Origin of the sequence: Bacillus cereus group sp. BfR-BA-01522, assembly GCF_022662635.1 — a bacterium.
GTDB classification, from domain to species: domain Bacteria; phylum Bacillota; class Bacilli; order Bacillales; family Bacillaceae_G; genus Bacillus_A; species Bacillus_A cytotoxicus.
On sequence record NZ_JAKUDY010000002.1, the window covers coordinates 254,892 to 275,755 of the forward strand.

The window sequence follows — 20,864 nt, forward strand, 5'->3', positions numbered from 1 at the left end:
AGGTATTGATAAAGAGGAGTTTATTATTGTCTAAGATTTTATATAAAAGGAGGTAGGATATAGACACAATCATTGATATATGTAGGTGATATTATTCTTCAATCGAATGAAACGTTACCTAATATACTAGCGATGAGCTAGTCAAACATTGAAAAATTTACAGAAAGGAAGTCTACTAACTGGACAAATATATATGTGAATATTATTCCATATAAGATTACATTTCTTTATGATGTTAGTAGCAGAAAGAAGGTACATATGGCAAAGCGTAGTACAAGAATTGTCGCCTTTTTCCTCACTGTTTTATTAATCGGTGGGATTATTGGTGCGACAGGAAAAAACATAACAAAAGGCATTAGTCTTGGGTTAGACCTTCGCGGTGGTTTTGAAATCTTGTATCAAGTAAAACCAGCAAAGAAAGGGGATAAAATTGATCACGATGCACTTGTGAGTACAGTAGGTGCTTTGAATAACCGCGTCAATGTTCTTGGTGTAAGTGAGCCGAACATTCAAATCGAAGGAAAAGATCGAATTCGTGTTCAGCTTGCTGGTGTAAAAGATCAACAAAAAGCACGTGAAATTTTATCTACCCAAGCAAAGTTAACATTCCGTGATGTGAATGATAATCTTCTTATGGATGGGGCAGATTTAAAAGGCGGAGGAGCAAAGCAAACATTTGATGAACAAGGACGACCAAGCGTTGGACTTACATTAAAAAGTGCTGACAAATTCCGCGAAGTAACAGAAAAAATTTCTAAAATGCCACCACCAACAAACTTGATGGTAATTTGGCTTGACTTTGAAGAAGGTAAGGATTCTTATAAAGCGGAATCTACAAAACCAAATCCAAAATTTTTATCAGCAGCAACAGTAAATCAAGTATTTAATCAAACGGAAGTTTCTATTGTAGGTGGAAACTTTACAGTTGAAAGTGCAAAGCAGCTTTCATCTTTATTAAATGCAGGGGCACTTCCTGTTGATTTAAAAGAAATGTATTCAACATCTGTTGGGGCGAAATTTGGTCAACAAGCATTAGAAGAAACAATTTTTGCTAGTGTGATTGGCATAGCTCTTATTTTCTTATTCATGCTTGTATTCTATCGTTTACCAGGATTTATCGCAGTGATTATGCTAGGGCTGTATATTTTTATGACGCTTCTTGTCTTTAACTGGATGCATGCTGTTCTTACATTGCCAGGTATTGCGGCTTTAGTGCTCGGGGTTGGTATCGCTGTTGATGCGAATATTATTACGTACGAGAGATTGAAGGAAGAATTGCGAATTGGTAAATCCATGATGTCAGCATATCGCTCAGGTAACCATCGTTCCTTAGCGACAATTTTGGATGCAAATATTACAACCCTTGCAGCAGCCGGCGTGCTATTTGTATATGGTACAAGCTCTGTACAAGGGTTTGCAACAAGTTTGATTGTAAGTATTTTTGTTGGTTTTATTACGAACGTATTCGGTACTCGTTTCTTACTAGGATTACTTGTGAAGAGCCGTTATTTTGATAAAAAACCAGCTTACTTTGGTGTGAAACAAAAAGAAATTATTCCATTGTCAAAAGGCGTTGAGCATGCACCAACAAAATTTGACCGCATTAACTTTGTAAGTATCGGTCACAAATTTTTATTATTCTCAATTGTAGTTGTTATTGCAGGAGCAATTATACTACCAATTTTCAAACTGAACTTAGGTATTGACTTTGCAAGTGGTACACGTATGGACTTGCAATCAAAACAAACAATTAGTGTTTCTCAAGTTTATAAGGATTTACATGAATTGAAAATTGATGTGAAAGAAGAAGATATTGTACCAACAGGTGATGACAATAAAGGATTCGCTGTTCGTACAATTGGTGTTTTATCAAAAGAGGAAATCGCAAAAGCGAAAACATTCTTCCATGATAAATATGGTACAGAACCAAATGTAAGCACAGTTTCGCCAACAATCGGGAAGGAAATTGCACAAAATGCCTTCATCGCAGTTCTGATTGCTTCAGCGGTTATCATACTATATGTAAGCATTCGTTTCCGATTTACATATGCGGTATCTGCTGTCGCTGCATTACTCCATGATGCATTTGTAATGATTGTGGTGTTTAGTATTTTCCGTTTGGAAGTAGATTTAACATTTATTGCAGCTGTCTTAACCATTATTGGTTATTCTATCAATGACTCGATTGTTACATTTGACAGAAACCGTGAGTTATACAAACAGAAAAAACGTATTCGCGATTCAAAAGATCTAGAAGAAATTGTAAACGCGAGTATTCGTCAAACAATTGGTCGTTCTATTAATACAGTATTAACTGTGCTATTCCCTGTGATTGCACTGATGATTTTCGGTAGTGAATCGTTACGAAACTTCTCGTTTGCATTAATGATAGGATTAGTTGTAGGTACGTATTCTTCTGTTTTCGTTGCATCCCAAATTTGGCTTATGCTTGAAAAGCGCCGTTTGAAAAAAGGAAAGAAAAAGATAGTAGCAGAAGAATCTAAACCACAAGTTTAAAATGAGAAAAATAAAAGATGATGTCTCTTTCGAGGCATCTCTTTTTTCGTCTATGGATACAATAAAGAGATATTTCCTTTTATGTACCTAGCTAAAGGAAGTAGAACCAATTGGGGTCTGAAGAGAAGCTTTCTTCTTTAGGTTAGGAAACTGTTGGAATAGGATTAAGTGATGCTCTTTCTTATGAAAGTAGTAATGGATAAACGAGAAGGGAGTGATACTATTGTTAGCATTTTTGCTACAATGAAAAGGTATTTTTGAGAAAAGAAGGGACTTCAGTTATGGAAAAAGATGAACGTTTTAAACAGGCGGAGTTTGGAGCTATTGTCGGAATCGTTGGGAATATTGTGCTAGCGATTGTGAAAGCAGTAATCGGCTATATGGGAAATAGTAAAGCGCTTTTAGCAGATGCAGTTCATTCAGCATCGGATGTAGTTGGTTCGTTGGCTGTCTTTTTTGGGCTGCGTGCAGCTAAGCAACCGCCTGATGAAGATCATCCTTATGGTCATGGGAAAGCGGAATCGATCTCAGCGATTATTGTTGCCGTTTTATTATTTATTGTTGGAATTGAAATTGCTATATCTTCGATTAAAGCTTTTACTGAGGAACTTGATCCGCCGAAAGGGATTGCCATTTTTGCTGTTATCCTTTCTATTGTTGTTAAGGAAGGGATGTTTCAATATAAGTATCGGTTAGGGAAACGGGTAAATAGTGATGCAATTATTGCAAATGCATATGAACACCGTTCAGATGTGTTTTCTTCAATTACAGCTTTAATCGGAATTTGTGCAGCAATTATTGGAAATCAAATAGATGCTAGTTGGCTTGTGTATGCTGATCCTGTTGCAGGGCTATTTGTCTCATTATTTGTTGTAAAGATGGCATGGGATATTGGTGGAGAGGCGATTCATACGACACTTGATCATGTTCTGCATGAAGAACATGTCATTCCATTAAGGGAAGCAGTTCTTCAAATAGAAGGCGTGAAGAAAATAGGTTCTCTATATGCGCGTGAGCATGGACATTATGTAATTGTTGATATTAAAGTGTCTGTTGACCCATATATTACAGTGGAAGAAGGGCATCGTATTGGGAAATGTGTAAAAGAAGTATTAATGAAGCAAGATAATGTCCAAAATGTGTTTGTTCATATTAATCCGTATTCGCCAGATTAATACGAATGTTGTGGAATGGTGAATGATATTGTCACCCCTTAATCTGTCTTGTATAATGAACAGGTTAAGGGGTGATTTCGTGTTACAACCGAAAACGCGTTGGAAAGAAAAAACATATAATGAAGAACTGGTGAGGGAATTAGCAAGTAAATTGCAATTATCACCACTTGTTGTTTCTTTATTCCTCGGTAGAGGTTTAGATACAGAAGATAAGATTATGGATTTTTTTAATACAGCAGAGCAAGAATTTCATGATCCATTTTTATTAGAAGGCATGGATCGGACAGTAGAGCGTGTGAAACAGGCGATCCAAAATGGAGAGCAGATTTTAATATTTGGTGACTATGATGCAGACGGAGTCAGTAGTACGACCGTACTATTTTTAGCGCTTCAAGAATTAGGAGCAGATGTGGAATTTTATATTCCAAACCGTTTTACGGAAGGATATGGACCAAATGAAGAGGCGTTTCGTTGGGCGCACCAAGCCGGTTTTTCTTTAATTATTACGGTTGATACAGGAATAGCAGCAGTACATGAGGCGCAAGTGGCAAAAGAGCTTGGAATTGATTTAATTATTACAGATCATCATGAGCCACCGCCAGAACTGCCAGAAGCACTTGCGATTATTCATCCGAAGCTTGAGGGTGGTGTATATCCGTTTCACTATTTAGCAGGGGTTGGTGTTGCTTTTAAAGTAGCGCATGCGTTGCTAGGGCGTGTTCCGGAGCATTTGCTAGAAATTGCTGTTATTGGTACAGTAGCTGACTTAGTATCACTTCATGGTGAGAATAGATTAATTGTACAGCGCGGATTAAAACATATGCGAATGACAAAAAACATCGGCTTAAAAGCACTTTTTAAAGTGGCGAATGTCTCGCAAAGTGAAATTACAGAAGAAAGTATTGGTTTTTTGTTGGCGCCTCGTATTAATGCGGTTGGACGTTTAGAAGATGCTGCTCCGGCAGTTCATCTTCTGCTATCAGAAGATCCAGAAGAAGCAAAAGAGCTGGCAGAAGAAATTGATGAATTAAACAAACTACGAAAAGATATTGTGAAACAAATTACCGAGGAAGCAATTATTGAGGTGGAATGTAAATATCCACCAGAGGAGAATAAAGTGCTTGTTCTTGCGAAAGAAGGCTGGAACCCGGGGGTAATTGGAATTGTTGCTTCTAAATTGGTAGAACGTTTTTATCGTCCGACGATTGTGTTAAGTATTGATTCTGAGAAACAAATTGCCAAGGGATCTGCGCGCAGTATTGAAGGGTTTGATTTGTTTGCTAATTTATCGGATTGTAGAGATTTATTACCTCATTTTGGAGGTCATCCAATGGCAGCAGGGATGACGCTTCATATGAATGATGTAGATGAACTGAGACGCCGTTTGAATGAACAAGCGAATGCAGTCTTAGTAGAGGAAGATTTTATTCCGATTACAACTATAGATGCCGTTTGTAAAGTAGAGGATGTCACTCTTTCAGCAATTGAAGATATGCAGAAGTTGGCACCATTTGGTGTTGGAAATCCAAAACCATGTATCGCAGTGAAAGATGCTGATTTAGAAAGTATTCGCGCAATCGGATCAGATGGCTCTCATTTAAAAATGGCTCTTCGGGATGGACAAGCTACGCTAGATACAATTGGTTTTGGATTTGGTGCCTATGCAAAAGAGATTTCTCCAGTTGCGAAAGTTTCTGTTGTAGGAGAAGTATCTATTAACGAATGGAATAATTTTAAGAAACCGCAGTTAATGATGCAAGATATCGCAGTAGAAGCGTGGCAACTATTTGATTGGCGCAGCATGCGTAATGTAGAAGTGAATTTAGCAGAACTTCCAAAAGAAAAAATAATTATAGTGTATTTTTCTGAAGATGTATTGAATAAATTTTCTTTAGAAGGTTATAAAGAGCAACTTGTGCATGCATCAGCAGTCACTCGTTTAGATGGTGAGTATATTGTTTTACTTGACTTACCAAAAGGGATAGAAGAGTTGCGAAATATATTTCAAGTTGGCTTCCCGGCTCGTATTTATACGTTATTTTATCAAGAAAATAATCATTTGTTTAGCACAGTTCCAACGAGAGAACACTTTAAATGGTATTACTCTTTCTTACATCAAAAAGCCCCATTTTCTTTAAGGCAATATGGCGAGCAACTATGCCGTCATAAAGGGTGGTCAAAAGATACAGTAAATTTCATGACACAGGTGTTTTTTGAGTTAGAATTTGTTACAATAAAAGACGGTGTCATTTTTATGGCCGAACAAATTCAAAAGCGTGATTTAACTGAATCGAACACATATCGTGAGAAAATGAACCATTTACAACTTGAAAAAGAATTAGTATATAGCACATATCAACAGCTGTACACATGGTTTGAAACGATTCGTAATCATAAAGAAATAGAACAGTTAAGATAAGGGGTTTGCTATTTACAAGCCTTTCATATCTGAGGAGGATTCAGAAATATGGATTTTAAGCAACATATCGCAATTGTACCAGATTATCCAAAAGAAGGAATTGTATTTAAAGATATTACACCTTTAATGAACAATGGGAAAGCATATAAAGCGGCAACAGATGAAATCGTTGCTTATGCAAAAGAAAGAAATATTGATCTTGTAGTAGGACCAGAAGCGCGTGGGTTTATTATTGGTTGCCCAGTTTCTTATGCGTTAGAAGTAGGATTTGCGCCTGTTCGTAAATTAGGGAAATTACCACGAGAAATCATTAAAGTTGATTACGGTAAAGAGTATGGTAAAGATGTTCTAACAATTCATAAAGATGCTATTAAGCCAGGTCAACGAGTATTAATTACAGATGATTTATTAGCTACAGGCGGAACAATTGAAGCAACGATTCAACTTGTTGAAGAACTTGGTGGAATTGTAGCTGGTATTGCATTTTTAGTAGAGCTTACTTATTTAGAAGGTCGTGAAAAATTAGAAGGTTACGATGTATTAGTATTAGAAAAATACTAATGATAAGATAGGTGAAGTTACGGCGATAAAAAGTACCCGTGAATCTCTTGGAGAGGAGCGGGTACTTTTGTATAATTGTATAAAAAAGTATGGCGAAATATCAGTAAAATCTTTTCCTTTTCACAATTCACAATCATTAGGTTATAATGATAGAATAAAATTTATTCTACTGACAAGGGAAAGACAATTTTCAATAAAAGGTGATTCGATGGCAAATGAGCAAGTACTAACAGCCGAACAGGTACTCGAAAAAGCGGGACAATATTTAGCGGACGATGATATAGAACTGGTGGCGCGTGCCTATGAATATGCACGTGATGCACATAGCGAACAGTATAGAAAATCGGGCGAACCATATATTATTCATCCGATTCAAGTTGCAGGTATTTTAGTTGATTTACACATGGATCCCTCTACAGTATCAGCTGGATTTTTACATGATGTAGTAGAAGATACAGAAGTTACATTAGAGGATATTGAACGGGAATTTAGTAAAGAAATTGCAATGCTTGTTGATGGTGTTACAAAACTTGGGAAAATTAAATATAAGTCTCATGAACAGCAACAGGCAGAGAACCATCGCAAAATGTTTATTGCAATGGCGCAAGATATTCGTGTCATTTTAATTAAATTAGCTGACCGGCTTCATAATATGCGTACGCTTAAGCATTTGCCTCAAGAAAAGCAGCGTCGCATTGCAAATGAAACGTTAGAAATTTTTGCACCTTTAGCACATAGGCTCGGAATCAATACGATTAAATGGGAGCTTGAAGATACATCACTTCGTTATTTAAATCCACAACAATATTATCGTATTGTGAATTTGATGAAGCGAAAACGCGCGGAACGTGAAGAATATTTAGATGAGGTTATGACAAGTATTCAAGAGAAATTAAATGAGGTTTCTATTCATCCAGATATTTCAGGAAGACCGAAACATATTTATAGCATTTATCGTAAAATGGCACTTCAAAATAAACAGTTTAATGAAATTTATGATTTGTTAGCTGTGCGTGTTGTTGTCAATAGTATTAAGGATTGCTATGCGGTATTAGGAATTATTCATACGTGCTGGAAACCGATGCCAGGACGTTTTAAAGATTATATCGCAATGCCAAAAGCAAACCTATATCAATCGTTGCATACAACTGTCATCGGTCCAAAGGGCGATCCACTTGAAGTGCAAATTCGTACGAAGGAAATGCATGAAATTGCTGAATATGGAATTGCGGCACACTGGGCATATAAAGAAGGAAAAGCAGCAGCGACAGGAACGCTTGAGAAAAAATTAACATGGTTTAGACAAATATTAGAATGGCAAAACGAAGCTTCTAATGCGGAAGAGTTTATGGAGTCATTAAAGATTGATTTATTTTCCGATATGGTGTTTGTCTTTACACCAAAAGGTGATGTAATGGAATTGCCAATGGGTTCGGTTCCAATTGATTTTGCATACCGTGTTCATTCAGAAATCGGTAATAAGACCATTGGCGCAAAAGTAAATGGTAAAATGGTCACTCTTGATTATAAGTTAAAAACAGGTGACATTATTGAAATTTTAACCTCTAAACATTCATATGGACCAAGTCAAGATTGGGTAAAACTTGCACAAACTTCTCATGCGAAAAATAAGATTCGTCAATTTTTCAAAAAGCAACGTCGTGAAGAGAATATTGACAAAGGACGCGAACTTGTTGAAAAAGAAGTGCGTAGCTCAGAGTTTGAAATGAAAGAAGTACTCGCACCAGATAATTTAAAACGCGTTGCGGAGAAATTTAATTTTGCTAATGAAGAAGATATGTTTGCAGCGGTAGGATACAACGGGATTACAGCTGCGCAAATTGTAACGCGATTAACGGACAAGTTCCGCAAACAACGTGAAGAAGAGCAAGATATTGTTGAGGTTAAAGAAGTTCGTAAACCAATGAAAATTCGAAAATGGGACTCTGGTGTAAAAGTAAGTGGTGCAGATAATTTATTAATTCGTTTATCAAAATGTTGTAACCCAGTTCCCGGTGACGATATTATCGGATATATTACGAAAGGCCGCGGTGTCTCTATTCATCGTCGTGACTGCGTGAATGTGCACACGGAAGAAGCGAAAGAGCGTTTATTAGAGGTCGAGTGGGAAGGTAGTCCTGAAAAAGAAATTGAGTATAATGTTGATATTGAAATTTCTGGTTACGATCGTCGCGGCTTGTTAAATGAGGTGCTACAAGCTGTTACAGAGACGAAAACTTACATTTCGGCTGTTTCGGGTCGAAGTGACCGCAATAAAATGGCAACCATTAACATGTCGATTTCCATTCGTAACTTACAACATTTGAAAAAGGTAGTAGAGCGTATTAAACAAGTTCCAGAAATTTATGCAGTACGCCGTATGATGCATTAATAGGGAGTGTATAACATATGAGAGTTGTCTTACAGCGATCAAAGGAAGCGTCCGTCACAGTAGATGGTGAGATTGTGGGACAAATTCCGTTTGGCTTAACATTACTAGTTGGCATTACGCATGAAGATACAGAACAAGATGCAGCTTACATTGCTGAAAAAATTGCGAACTTACGTATTTTTGAAGATGAGAACGGCAAAATGAACCATTCTATACTCGATGTAAAAGGACAAGTTTTATCCATCTCGCAATTTACATTATACGGGGATTGTCGTAAAGGAAGACGCCCAAACTTTATGAATGCTGCGAAACCTGACTATGCAGAGCGCTTATACGATTTCTTTAACGAAGAAATTCGTAAACAAGGGCTGCACGTAGAAACAGGTAAATTCGGAGCAATGATGGACGTTTCTTTAGTAAACGATGGTCCGGTGACCTTAATTGTAGAAAGTAAATAGTGTTTTGGAAGAAGAGAGGAGTATGTGAGCCTCTCTTTTTTTATAATTTCTTTTAATGGTATATTTTTCTAATTATTGTTATGATATTTGTGAAAATACATAATATATTTTGGGGGATTATGGGAGGAGAATTTGATGGAAACGTTTGTACTTGTTCATGGTGCATGGGATGGTAGTTATGTCTGGGGGAAAGTGGCTGCACTTTTAAGGAAAGATGGCCATCGTGTATATACTCCTACATTAACGGGGCTTGGAGAACGAACACATCTTATGCAACCTAGTATCGGATTAAATACATATATTCAAGATATTGTTAATGTCATTCGATACGAGGAGTTAAAAGACGTAATTTTAGTGGGGCATAGTTATTCTGGTATGGTGATTACAGGTGTGGCGGAAGTAATTCCAGAATTTATTAAGAAAATGGTATATGTGGATGCAATGATTCCGGACGACGGTGATTCTGTCATGGACATTTCTGGATCAAAAATGGCTGCACACTTTATAGAAGAAGTAAAAGCATACGGGGAAGGATGGCGTGTTCTACCTAGAAATACATTCGATGAAAGAAAATCAGCTATGTCATTGTTGGCTTTTACACAAGCTGTTGAAATAAAAAATCCTATTGTTCAACATATACCGCATATATACGTAGAAATACAGGATCATCCAGAGTATTGGCCAATGACACCTATCTTCTTAGCGTCAGCAAAAAAAGCAAGAGATAGAAAATGGAATGTTTTTTCCATTGAATCTGGTGGACATTGGATAATGGAAACAAATCCAGAGGCATTAGTCCATATATTGAATAAGTGTGTAGAATGAGTTTACTTTCTATGGTAGAAGGGAAAGCAAAAGTAGGAGATAGATTTGGGTACTGCCAGTATTTAATATCGCCCTATATTTCATGATGAAGTTATGTATTCTTGGAGTTGTAGGAGATTGGGGATTTCGAGCAGAAGAAATACTGGCTATCATTATTGTTGTGAATCGAACGCTAATGTTTGTTTGGAAGCAATAAATTAATGATATAGTATAATGTAAGCAATAGTAAAAATATTCGAATATATGTGTGGTCAGGGGGAGAAAGTGTATGAATTGGTCTATATTCAAAGATTCTAAATTTTTCTTGTGGTTCAGCTTGGCTCTTTTTTTACATGCAGTAGGAGTTACTCTCGTAGCCTTAAGTTACAGTACTTGGGTAATATTTGTAATAGCAGCAAGTGTTGTAACATTTTTTATGTTTCAAAGAGCAGATTACTTATATAAAAGTGACATGGAATAACGTGATTCCTTTATACGTATAACCATCCAATCAATATGGAACAATAAAACATAAATACATCCATATTGAATGTGAGGGATACATATATGCGTATGAATGAAAAGGGACATTCTGTTACAAATGGTGCAAATCAATTATTTAATGTGAGTTTCCATGATTTTATTTCAAAAGAACAAACGAATACTGGGATGGAGCTTGCTTCTGAGTTTGGGATTTCCCTTCAAGATGTAAGACGTTTAAAGAAGCAATTGGAACGTTCCTAGAGCACTTGACAATCGTTCTTAACAAACGTATAGTAATTTTATATTTACATATGGACAGAACCGTTGATCGAGAAGAGTAAATGAGATACACATGGAAAGAGAGGAAATGTCTTAGGCTGAAAGCATTTCTACATGATGACTTATTGAATGACACTCTGGAGGTTTTAGCTTGAAAGGCGTATGCTTAGTAGAGTTGAACGCAAACTTTAAGCGTTATTAAAAAAAGTGGAAGCATACGTTGCTTCAATTAGGGTGGCACCACGGGTATTATACTCTCGTCCCTACTGGATAATCAGTAGAGTCGAGAGTTTTTTTATTTTTATTAAGATTAAAATAATTTGAGGAGGAACTGAATATGTCTATTCAAATCCCACGCGGAACGCAAGATATTCTTCCAGGTAGTGTAGAATTATGGCAATATATCGAAGGACAAGCGCGCGAAATTTGCCGTCGTTACAATTATAAAGAAATTCGTACACCAATTTTTGAACATACAGAGCTGTTTTTACGCGGCGTTGGTGATACAACAGATATTGTTCAAAAAGAAATGTACACATTCCAAGATCGCGGAGACCGCAGTTTAACACTTCGTCCAGAAGGTACTGCACCTGTTGTGCGTTCTTATGTTGAAAATAAAATGTTCGGTGATGCAACACAGCCAACGAAATTATACTATATCGGTCAAATGTTCCGTTATGAAAGACCGCAAGCAGGTCGTTATCGTCAATTCGTCCAATTCGGTATTGAAGCAATCGGTAGTAACGATCCTGCAATTGATGCCGAAGTAATTGCACTTGCGGTAGAATTTTACCGCGGTATGGGTTTAAAAAATATTAAAGTTGTATTAAATAGCTTAGGAGATCCAGCGAGCCGTCAAGCGCATCGAGAAGCGTTAATCGCTCACTTTAAACCGCGCATCGGTGAGTTTTGTTCCGATTGCCAATCTCGTTTAGAGAAAAACCCACTTCGTATTTTAGACTGTAAGAGAGATCGTGATCATGAATTAATGAATACAGCACCATCTATTACAGATTATTTAAACGAAGAATCAACGGCATATTATGAAAAGGTTCAAGAGCTATTAACAATGATGGGCGTTCCATTTGAAAAAGATCCAAACTTAGTGCGTGGTTTAGATTATTATCAACACACTGTTTTTGAAATTATGAGTGAAGCGGAAGGATTTGGTGCCATTACAACATTAAGTGGTGGTGGACGTTATAATGGACTTGTTCAAGAAATCGGTGGCCCAGAAATGCCTGGTATCGGTTTTGCGATGAGTATTGAACGTTTAATTATGGCACTAAAAGCTGAAAATATCGAGTTGCCAATTGAAAATACAATTGATTGTTACGTTGTTGCACTTGGTGATAAGGCGAAGGATCATGCTGCAAAAGTTGCTTTTGACCTTCGTAAATCTGGCCTATCAGTTGAAAAAGATTATTTAAATCGTAAAATGAAAGCACAATTTAAATCAGCGGATCGTCTAAATGCGAAATATGTAGCGGTATTAGGTGAAGATGAGCTAGATAAAGGTGTGATTAATTTGAAGGATATGGCGACAGGCGAGCAAGAAGAAGTAGCATTAGATGTATTTGCTTCATATATCGCAGAGAAATTAATATAGGGGGAACTTGTAATGGCTGAAAGAACACATGCATGTGGAAGAGTAACAGTAGAAGCAATTGGACAAACCGTTCAATTAAAAGGTTGGGTACAAAAGCGCCGCGATTTAGGTGGGCTAATCTTTATCGACTTACGTGACCGTACAGGTATTGTACAAGTTGTCTTTAGTCCAGAAACATCAAAAGAAGCGTTAGAAGTAGCAGAAACAATTCGTGGTGAATACGTATTACATGTAGAAGGTACAGTTGTTGCGCGCGGAGCTGGTGCAATTAATGAAAATATGGCAACTGGCCAAATTGAAGTGCAAGCGACGAAAGTAACGGTCTTAAATGCAGCGAAAACAACTCCGATTATTATTGCAGATGATACAGATGCATCAGAAGATGTTCGTTTAAAATATCGTTATTTAGATTTGCGTCGTCCTGTTATGTACAATACATTCAAAATGCGTCACGATGTAACGAAAACAATTCGCAATTTCTTAGATACAGAAGAATTTTTAGAGGTGGAAACACCAATTTTAACAAAGAGTACACCAGAAGGTGCTCGAGACTATTTAGTACCAAGTCGTGTACATGACGGTGAGTTTTATGCATTACCACAATCTCCGCAACTATTTAAACAGCTTCTTATGGTCGGTGGATTTGAGCGCTATTATCAAGTAGCACGTTGTTTCCGTGATGAAGATTTACGTGCGGATCGTCAACCAGAATTTACACAAATCGATATCGAAGCTTCCTTCTTAACGCAAGAAGAAATTTTAGACATGATGGAACGCATGATGACGAAAGTGATGAAGGATGTAAAAGGGGTAGAAATTAGCGTACCATTCCCTCGTATGACATATGCTGATGCGATGGCTCGCTATGGCTCTGATAAACCAGATACACGCTTTGAAATGGAACTAACGGATTTATCTGAATTTGCAGCGGGCTGCGGTTTTAAAGTATTTACAGGTGCTGTAGAAAATGGTGGACAAGTAAAAGCGATTAATGCAAAAGGTGCAGCAAGCAAATATTCTCGTAAAGATATCGATGCATTAACTGAATTTGTAAAAGTATACGGTGCAAAAGGTTTAGCTTGGTTAAAAGTGGAAGAAGATGGCTTAAAAGGACCGATTGCGAAGTTCTTTAATGAGGAAGAAGCAAATGTAATAATGACTACATTAGAAGCTTCTGCGGGCGATTTATTACTATTCGTAGCTGATAAGAAAAGTGTTGTGGCAGATAGCTTAGGTGCACTTCGTTTACGCTTAGGTAAAGAGCTGGAACTAATTGACGAAAATAAATTCAATTTCTTATGGGTAACAGATTGGCCGCTTCTTGAATATGATGAGGAAGCAAATCGTTACTTTGCGGCGCACCATCCATTCACAATGCCGTTCCGTGAAGATGTTGAGCTATTAGAAACAGCGCCTGAAAAAGCGCGTGCACAAGCGTACGACCTTGTATTAAATGGTTATGAACTTGGCGGTGGATCCCTTCGTATTTACGAGCGTGATGTACAAGAAAAAATGTTCAAAGCACTTGGATTCACACAAGAAGAGGCGCGAGAGCAGTTCGGTTTCCTATTAGAAGCGTTTGAATATGGTACACCACCACATGGCGGAATCGCATTAGGTTTAGACCGTCTAGTGATGTTACTTGCTGGTCGTACAAACCTTCGCGATACAATCGCGTTCCCAAAAACAGCAAGTGCAAGCTGCTTATTAACAGATGCGCCAAGCCCGGTTGCTGGAGCGCAGCTGGAAGAGTTACATTTGAAATTGAATGTAAAAGAATAGAAATAAGAATGAAGCTAGATGGGGTATACTAACTCCGTCTAGCTTTTTTAGAGTAAACAAAATTTTGATGGCATTCGCATGTTTGTTAGATGGCCAGTCTATTTCAATATGTATTTTTAAAGATTGTGTAACTTTTTCTATACAAATAGTCGGAAAAACGCTAGAATACTTCATGGTAGACCATTTTTGTAATAGGAGTGTAGAGCTGAATGTTACATCAATTTTCACGAAATGAATTAGCCTTTGGAAAAGAAGGACTTGAAATATTAAAAAATAGTACAGTCGGTATTCTAGGGATTGGCGGCGTAGGGTCATTTGCAGCTGAAGCGTTAGCTCGCTCTGGTGTAGGACGTCTTGTATTAGTAGATAAAGACGTTGTTGATATTACAAACGTAAACCGTCAAATTCATGCATTAGTTTCTACTGTAGGACGTTCAAAGGTAGAACTAATGAAAGAACGCATCGCTGATATTAATCCAGACTGTGAAGTTATCGCATTAGAAATGTTTTATACGGAAGAAACGTATGAAGATTTCTTTCAATATGGATTAGATTTTGTCGTAGATGCTTCCGATACGATTACGTACAAGATTCATTTAATTAAGCAATGTTTACGTCGTAAAATTAAGATAATCTCAAGTATGGGCGCGGCGAATAAAATGGATCCAACTCGTTTCCGTATCGCAGATATTTCAAAAACGCATACGGATCCAATTGCGAAAGTAATTCGTACGAAACTTCGTAAAGAAGGGATTAAAAAAGGTGTGAAAGTTGTATTTTCTGATGAAAATCCAATTGTCATTCGTGAGGATGTACGTAAAGAGATTGTTCCAGATGAAAATGCAAAAATTCGTAAAGCGAAATTACCACCTTCTTCTAACGCATTCGTACCATCTGTAGCAGGTCTAATTATGGCTAGTCACGTTGTACGCGAACGCATCAAAAATATCGAAGTGAAGCGTGTAGGGCAAGATTAAAGAGAAACAAGGATAGATATAGTTGCGATTAAAAATCATATTTATGATTTTTTTCAGCAAATAAGAAAGTCTCCCCACCTCATAGTAAATGGCGGGGAGGCTTTTAGTTTTCGGCCGAACATATAATATCTAAATCTCCATTTTGATCCGTTTTAAAAATAGGGGCGATTTGTTCTGTTTGTTGATCTTTTGAAACGAGATGACGTGCGCGATCCATAATTCTTACAAGCATTGCGTAATCTTTCTCAATCGTTTGTTGTTGCTTTGTTAGAGCAACTAATTTTGTTTCAAGCTCATCATTTATTTTTTGTAAAGAAGTAAGCTTTGTTTGCAATATTTTATTTTCATTTTGTAACTTTGTAAGTGAAGGTTGATGTTGTTCTATATTTTGTAAAAATGAAATGACATCTTGCATTGTAAGTGATTTTAAGTTGCTTTTCTTCTTTTGTTTTGAGATATTTTTCTTTTTCTATTCTAGCTTCCGAACGTTTTAATTCTTTTCTTTGTTTTTTTGCAAGTTGTATGGCCTCTTCATAATTTTGTCGAACTTCTGCATTCCATCTAAATCCGCACGCTGCGGACGTTCGGTTTAACTGATCTCCAACTTCATCAAACGCTTTCAACTGTGTACTTCCGCTACGAATATGTCGTAATACGGTTTCTGCTAACAGGAAATCATCTTCTTTCGTCCATGCATCTTGGCGCGTTTTCATAAGTGAAACCTCCATTATGATGTCGTTTTCGCTTAGATTACCCTTTTAGTTTGCTTTTATACTAGTTTGCATATTTTGCTATTTACTTGTACCTCTTGTAAATAAAATTTGTATTACGTTTTATATTATTAAACAAATGTAAGGATGGTACATGTAATACTTCTGATCATTCATAGATGTATTTTGAACTGTTTTCACTTATATTAATTACTATTTTTATTTGTTTTATATTATGGTGAAGTGTTTTCGATATTTTCCAGGTGTTTTATTAGTGAACTTTTTAAAAACTTTAGTAAAGTAGCTTTGGTCACTAAAATTGAGCCAAGCACAAATGTCGGATAAAGAATAATCCGTTAAAGTTAGTAATTTTTTTGCTTCTTCTACGCGCTCGCGTTGAATATATTCATTTAATGAGATTCCGACTTCTTCTTTGAATAATATAGATAAGTAATTTGGATTCATATTGACCATACGAGCAAGTTGCTTAACAGATATTTTTTGGTAAATATTTTTAAAAATATAGTTTTGACAAGTAGTGATAGCTTTTGAATGGTGCTGCGCTTTATGTTCCTTTACACGATCTGCAAATGTACACAGAGCAACTTTTAGCAATTTATCAATGGTTTTTATATCTTTTGATTTTTCAATATTTTGTATATACATCTCACCAAGTGTACGAGCGATTCCAGAAGGAAGACCACCCTTTATCGCATATTTAGCAACAAGTGTGATGGAAGAAATCCCTTTATTTTTTTGGTATCGCAACTGATTAAGTGAAGACATGGATTTAATTGTTTCTTGTGAATATGCATCATAATATTTGAGACATGATTCTTTATCCCCATCTTTGATAGCCACAAGTAACCGTTGTTCTAATGAAAAATTAAAATTAATAGATTCAGTCATCTTTTTTATTGGAATATATGAATATTTATTGAAGATATTTGTATTTATCTCATCAAGTGAGTTGTTCTTATTTAAAAAGGTATTTGTATCTAATCTCTTTTTATAGATTAAGTTATAACATAGACATGCTATATTCACTAAGAACCATTTATCTTTGACTGGTAATGAAAGAAAGTAGTTCTTTAGTTTTTTGGGACTTGTAGAGGAATTCAAATCTTTTAGCATGTTGTCAATTATCTCGTCTGAAAAATGTATATGCGTTGCAGGGCCAATAATAACCGTACCATTAACTATGTAATCGTTCCTTATGTGAATTAAAATGAAATGCTCTAGATATTGAGTGGTTCTGAAGATAGGAACATTATATGGATCACCTTTCTGATAAAGTGTATATAATTCTTCCTCCTTTGAGGTATAGAGAGGGTTAGAAAGATTTTGTGATGTAAATTTAAGAAGAATATTTTTGTTAGTATCTAAAAAACAAACTGGGATTTTGAAAGATTGAAAAAATACATTGCAAGTGTATTCTATATCGACTAGATTGATTGATTTAGTCATTTTCTTTTCCTCCTTACAGTTGTATGTACTAGATGCGTAATGACAATTACTTATTTGATCATAAAGCATTGTAAATGTCATTACATGTAACAAAAAGGTATTTTTTAGTAAAAATACCAAACTTCTAAGAATAATACCATAATTTCTCAAAAATAGCACATATTATTTAATAGGTGAGTAACAGCTATTGAAGGTAGCGTAAAAGCTGAGAATTATTATATTTGTTTCATAGTTGTTGATGTTATCTGCCAAGAAAACTATTTAGATTTGAAAAGTATATGATCTTACAAATGGAAAAAAGGGAGAGATGTCAATGGATAATTTTCGAAGGAATGAATTGAGATATAACACAAGGAACAAAGATATATGAGATAGCGTTTGTTTTTACAATAATTCATAAAAAGTGTATGGATATATTTATATAAAAATAAAGATTACTGAGGAATCTGATTTGGGCAGAAAATGTAATAGTAAAAAATAAGAAGAGTAACTGGGGAATTGTAAACATTGGGGATATTGGAACAACTATGTTTTATGTTATCTGTTCAATACTGATACTTGTAGTACCATTGTTAATTTTTCTAAGAAGAATAGCGGTAAATAGATTGAAAAAATGATAGAAGTAGCAAAGGGGAAAAGAGAAATGAAAAAATTATTGAGTATGATTTTAGTCTTTGTACTAATGTTTTCTACATTGCCTAGCTTATTTGCAAATGCAGCTTCAAAAACAAAAGGCTCTTTAACAATTCATAAGTATGAACAAGAGAAAGACAAAATAGCAGGGGCTGAAGGGGATGGTTCTGCGAAGCAAGATGTGCCGAAAGATGCCAAGCCATTAAAAGGTGTAACGTTTGAGGTGAAACAAGTGGCATCCTTTGAGAAAATTTCGAGTGATGGAAAGATTGTGAAAGAAGCAGTGAAACCTGTAGAGACTGCAACTCCGGTTAAAGTAACAACGAATGAAAAAGGAGAAGCGGTATTAAAAGAGCTTCCATTAGGACGTTATGAAGTGAAAGAAGTAGCAGGGCCTCCGCATGTTAACTTAAACCCAAATACGTATACAGTCGATATTCCGCTGACAAATAAAGATGGAAATGTATTAAACTATGATGTTCATATGTATCCAAAGAATGAAATTAAGCGCGGTGCAGTAGAATTAACGAAGACAGGCGCAGGCAATAAAGCGCTAGCACAGGCGGAATTCTCTTTATTTAAAGAGGATGGAACAGAATTTAAAAAGGGCTTAGTAACAGATGAGAATGGTTATATTCGCGTACAAGGCTTAGAGTATGGAAAATACTATTTTCAAGAAACAAAAGCGCCAGAAGGATATATGAATGATCCAACAAAATATAAGTTTTTAATTGCAAACTCTGGAACAATTAATGAAGATGGAACAATTACTTCCGGTGAAGTAGTAAAAGTAGCGGTGAAAAACTATGAAGAGCCAACAATTGACAAAAAGATTAATGGAAACTTAGAAGCTTTACCAATTAACCCACTAACAGATTACAATTATGATATTAAAACATTAATTCCAGAAGATATTAAAGAGTATAAACAGTACGTTGTAACAGACGTGTTAGACAATCGTTTAGTGATTCAAGGTAAGCCAGTTGTGAAAATCGATGGAAAAGAAGTAGATTCAAATGTTGTAGAAGTAGTTGTGGAAGGTCAAAAAGTGATAGCTACTGTGAAAGACTTTGTAAAGTTACATAAGAAAAAAGAACTTCATTTACAAATTAAATCACAAATAAAAGAAGGTGTAAAAGCTGGGACGGAAATTCTGAATAAAGCGACCATTGGGTTTACGAACAAAAACGATGTGACGGGCGATAAGGAATCTAAACCAGTAATTGTTGTTCCGACAACTGGAACGATTGAGTTAACAAAAATTGATGGGGCTAATAGTAAAAAATTACAAGGTGCTGAGTTTGAATTAAGAGATAACGATGGAAAGGTAGTCATTGTAGAAGGAAGAGAAGTAAAAGGTGTATCAGATAAAAATGGTATCATTATATGGAGTAACCTTCCGTATGGAGACTACCAAATTGTTGAAACGAAAGCACCAACATATACAAAAGAAGATGGTACAACAGGTTCTTATCAATTATTAAAGGAACCAATTGATGTGACTGTTAATGAAAATAAACAATCGATTAAATTAACTGTGGAAAATAATAAAAGCGGCTGGATTCTTCCGGCAACAGGAGGCATGGGCACAGCTATTTTTACTGTACTAGGCCTTGTGCTAATGGCTGTGGCAGTATTTGCTTTCTTTAGAAAAAAATCTGCGAATAATTAAGTTTTTAGAGAGGTTTGACCACGTAATGTAAAAAGAGGAGAAGCGATTTGCTTTCCTCTTTTCGACATTTCAGTACGTATAGAGGGGAGAACTATGAAGCGAAATATTGTTTTTGGAGTTTTTGTATTAGGCCTTAGCATTTTCCTATATCCTACTATCAGTAATTGGTTGGCGACGAGGGCACATTATTCTGAGATTAACTCTTATGATAAGAAAATAAAATCATTGCAAAAGAAAGAAATTGAACGTAGGAAAATGGAAGCAGCTGAGTATAACAAACAAGTTCAAAACTCTACGCAAACATTCTCAGATCCGTTTGCTGAAGAACAAAAAAGTAATCAAAAATCGTACGCAGATGCTTTAAATTTGGGCGATGTAATGGGATATATTGAAATACCTAAAATCGATGAAAAATTGCCAATCTATCAAGGAACTTCTGAGGAAGTATTAAGCCGTGGGGTAGGTCATTTAGATAGATCTTCGCTCCCAGTAGGTGGGAAAAGTACGCACACTGTTTTAACGGGGCATCGTGGTTTACCGTCTGCAAAGTTATTTACAGATTTAGATAAGTTAGTTGAAGGAGATCTTTTCTATATTCATTCCTTAAATAATATTCTTGCTTATGAAGTAGATCAAATAAAAGTAGTGTTACCACATGAAACGGATGATTTACTAATTGCAGAAAATCAAGATTATACAACGTTAGTTACATGTACGCCGTATGGATCAAATACACATAGATTGCTTATTCGAGGTGAGCGTGTAGAGTATAGTCAAAAAGAAAAAGAGCGACAAGAAATGAGTAATGGGAAATGGTTCGATAAGTGGATAATCATTGTTCCAATCATACTGTTATGTACATCTCTATTCGCAATTTATAAGAGAAGAATAAGTAGATAAAACATAATCTTGTCTATATGCTCAAT

The 20,864-nt window shown here is 36.0% G+C and carries 15 protein-coding genes, 1 pseudogene and 1 other annotated feature; of the genes and pseudogenes, 14 read left to right on the plus strand and 2 right to left on the minus strand.

Annotation, left to right across the window (positions count from 1 at the left end):
* Positions 1-258: 258 nt before the first annotated feature.
* The 12 genes from secDF (at position 259) to MR059_RS03975 (ending at position 15,456) form a co-directional block, all read left to right on the plus strand.
* Positions 259-2,517 carry a protein translocase subunit SecDF gene (secDF, locus tag MR059_RS03920; RefSeq protein ID WP_012095588.1) on the plus strand — a complete coding sequence of 753 codons (2,259 nt, stop codon included), beginning with the start codon at positions 259-261 and terminating at the stop codon, positions 2,515-2,517.
* Positions 2,518-2,798: 281 nt separating this feature from the next.
* Positions 2,799-3,692: a cation diffusion facilitator family transporter gene (locus MR059_RS03925; protein ID WP_012095587.1), complete on the plus strand. Its 894-nt coding sequence runs from the start codon at positions 2,799-2,801 to the stop codon at positions 3,690-3,692.
* 79 nt (positions 3,693-3,771) lie between these two features.
* On the plus strand, positions 3,772-6,111 hold the full coding sequence (recJ, locus tag MR059_RS03930; RefSeq protein WP_087099239.1) for a single-stranded-DNA-specific exonuclease RecJ: 2,340 nt from the start codon (positions 3,772-3,774) through the stop codon (positions 6,109-6,111).
* Positions 6,112-6,159: 48 nt separating this feature from the next.
* Positions 6,160-6,672 (plus strand): adenine phosphoribosyltransferase, encoded by a 513-nt coding sequence (locus MR059_RS03935; protein ID WP_012095585.1) that lies wholly within the window; start codon positions 6,160-6,162, stop codon positions 6,670-6,672.
* 208 nt (positions 6,673-6,880) lie between these two features.
* The gene (gene relA / locus MR059_RS03940) at positions 6,881-9,064 is read left to right on the plus strand and encodes a GTP diphosphokinase (protein ID WP_087095370.1); all 2,184 of its coding nucleotides are present in this window, start codon (positions 6,881-6,883) and stop codon (positions 9,062-9,064) included.
* A gap of 17 nt (positions 9,065-9,081) precedes the next feature.
* Positions 9,082-9,522: a D-aminoacyl-tRNA deacylase gene (gene dtd, locus MR059_RS03945; RefSeq protein WP_012095583.1), complete on the plus strand. Its 441-nt coding sequence runs from the start codon at positions 9,082-9,084 to the stop codon at positions 9,520-9,522.
* 135 nt (positions 9,523-9,657) lie between these two features.
* Entirely contained in the window at positions 9,658-10,347 is a 690-nt protein-coding gene (locus MR059_RS03950; protein ID WP_012095582.1) for an alpha/beta fold hydrolase, read from the plus strand.
* Positions 10,348-10,615: 268 nt separating this feature from the next.
* Complete coding sequence (locus tag MR059_RS03955; protein ID WP_041810042.1) at positions 10,616-10,807, plus strand: hypothetical protein; 192 nt, start codon at positions 10,616-10,618, stop codon at positions 10,805-10,807.
* Positions 10,808-10,893: 86 nt separating this feature from the next.
* Entirely contained in the window at positions 10,894-11,070 is a 177-nt protein-coding gene (locus MR059_RS03960) for a hypothetical protein (RefSeq protein WP_012095581.1), read from the plus strand.
* Positions 11,071-11,124: 54 nt separating this feature from the next.
* Positions 11,125-11,356: a binding site (T-box leader), on the plus strand.
* 69 nt (positions 11,357-11,425) lie between these two features.
* Positions 11,426-12,697, plus strand: a complete 1,272-nt coding sequence (hisS, locus tag MR059_RS03965; protein WP_012095580.1) for a histidine--tRNA ligase — start codon at positions 11,426-11,428, stop codon at positions 12,695-12,697.
* Positions 12,698-12,709: 12 nt separating this feature from the next.
* Positions 12,710-14,479: an aspartate--tRNA ligase gene (gene aspS, locus MR059_RS03970; protein WP_012095579.1), complete on the plus strand. Its 1,770-nt coding sequence runs from the start codon at positions 12,710-12,712 to the stop codon at positions 14,477-14,479.
* 209 nt (positions 14,480-14,688) lie between these two features.
* On the plus strand, positions 14,689-15,456 hold the full coding sequence (locus tag MR059_RS03975; RefSeq protein ID WP_012095578.1) for a tRNA threonylcarbamoyladenosine dehydratase: 768 nt from the start codon (positions 14,689-14,691) through the stop codon (positions 15,454-15,456).
* Between the two features lie 103 nt (positions 15,457-15,559).
* Here the strand turns inward: MR059_RS03975 and MR059_RS03980 are convergent.
* Positions 15,560-16,169: pseudogene (locus tag MR059_RS03980) on the minus strand (RsfA family transcriptional regulator).
* A 225-nt stretch (positions 16,170-16,394) separates the two neighbouring features.
* Positions 16,395-17,633: an AraC family transcriptional regulator gene (locus tag MR059_RS03985; protein WP_087095367.1), complete on the minus strand. Its 1,239-nt coding sequence runs from the start codon at positions 17,631-17,633 to the stop codon at positions 16,395-16,397.
* Positions 17,634-18,276: 643 nt separating this feature from the next.
* Between MR059_RS03985 and MR059_RS03990 the strand changes: the two genes are divergently transcribed.
* Entirely contained in the window at positions 18,277-19,938 is a 1,662-nt protein-coding gene (locus tag MR059_RS03990) for a SpaH/EbpB family LPXTG-anchored major pilin (protein ID WP_242161540.1), read from the plus strand.
* Positions 19,939-20,031: 93 nt separating this feature from the next.
* Entirely contained in the window at positions 20,032-20,838 is an 807-nt protein-coding gene (locus tag MR059_RS03995; protein ID WP_242161542.1) for a class C sortase, read from the plus strand.
* Positions 20,839-20,864 lie beyond the last annotated feature (26 nt).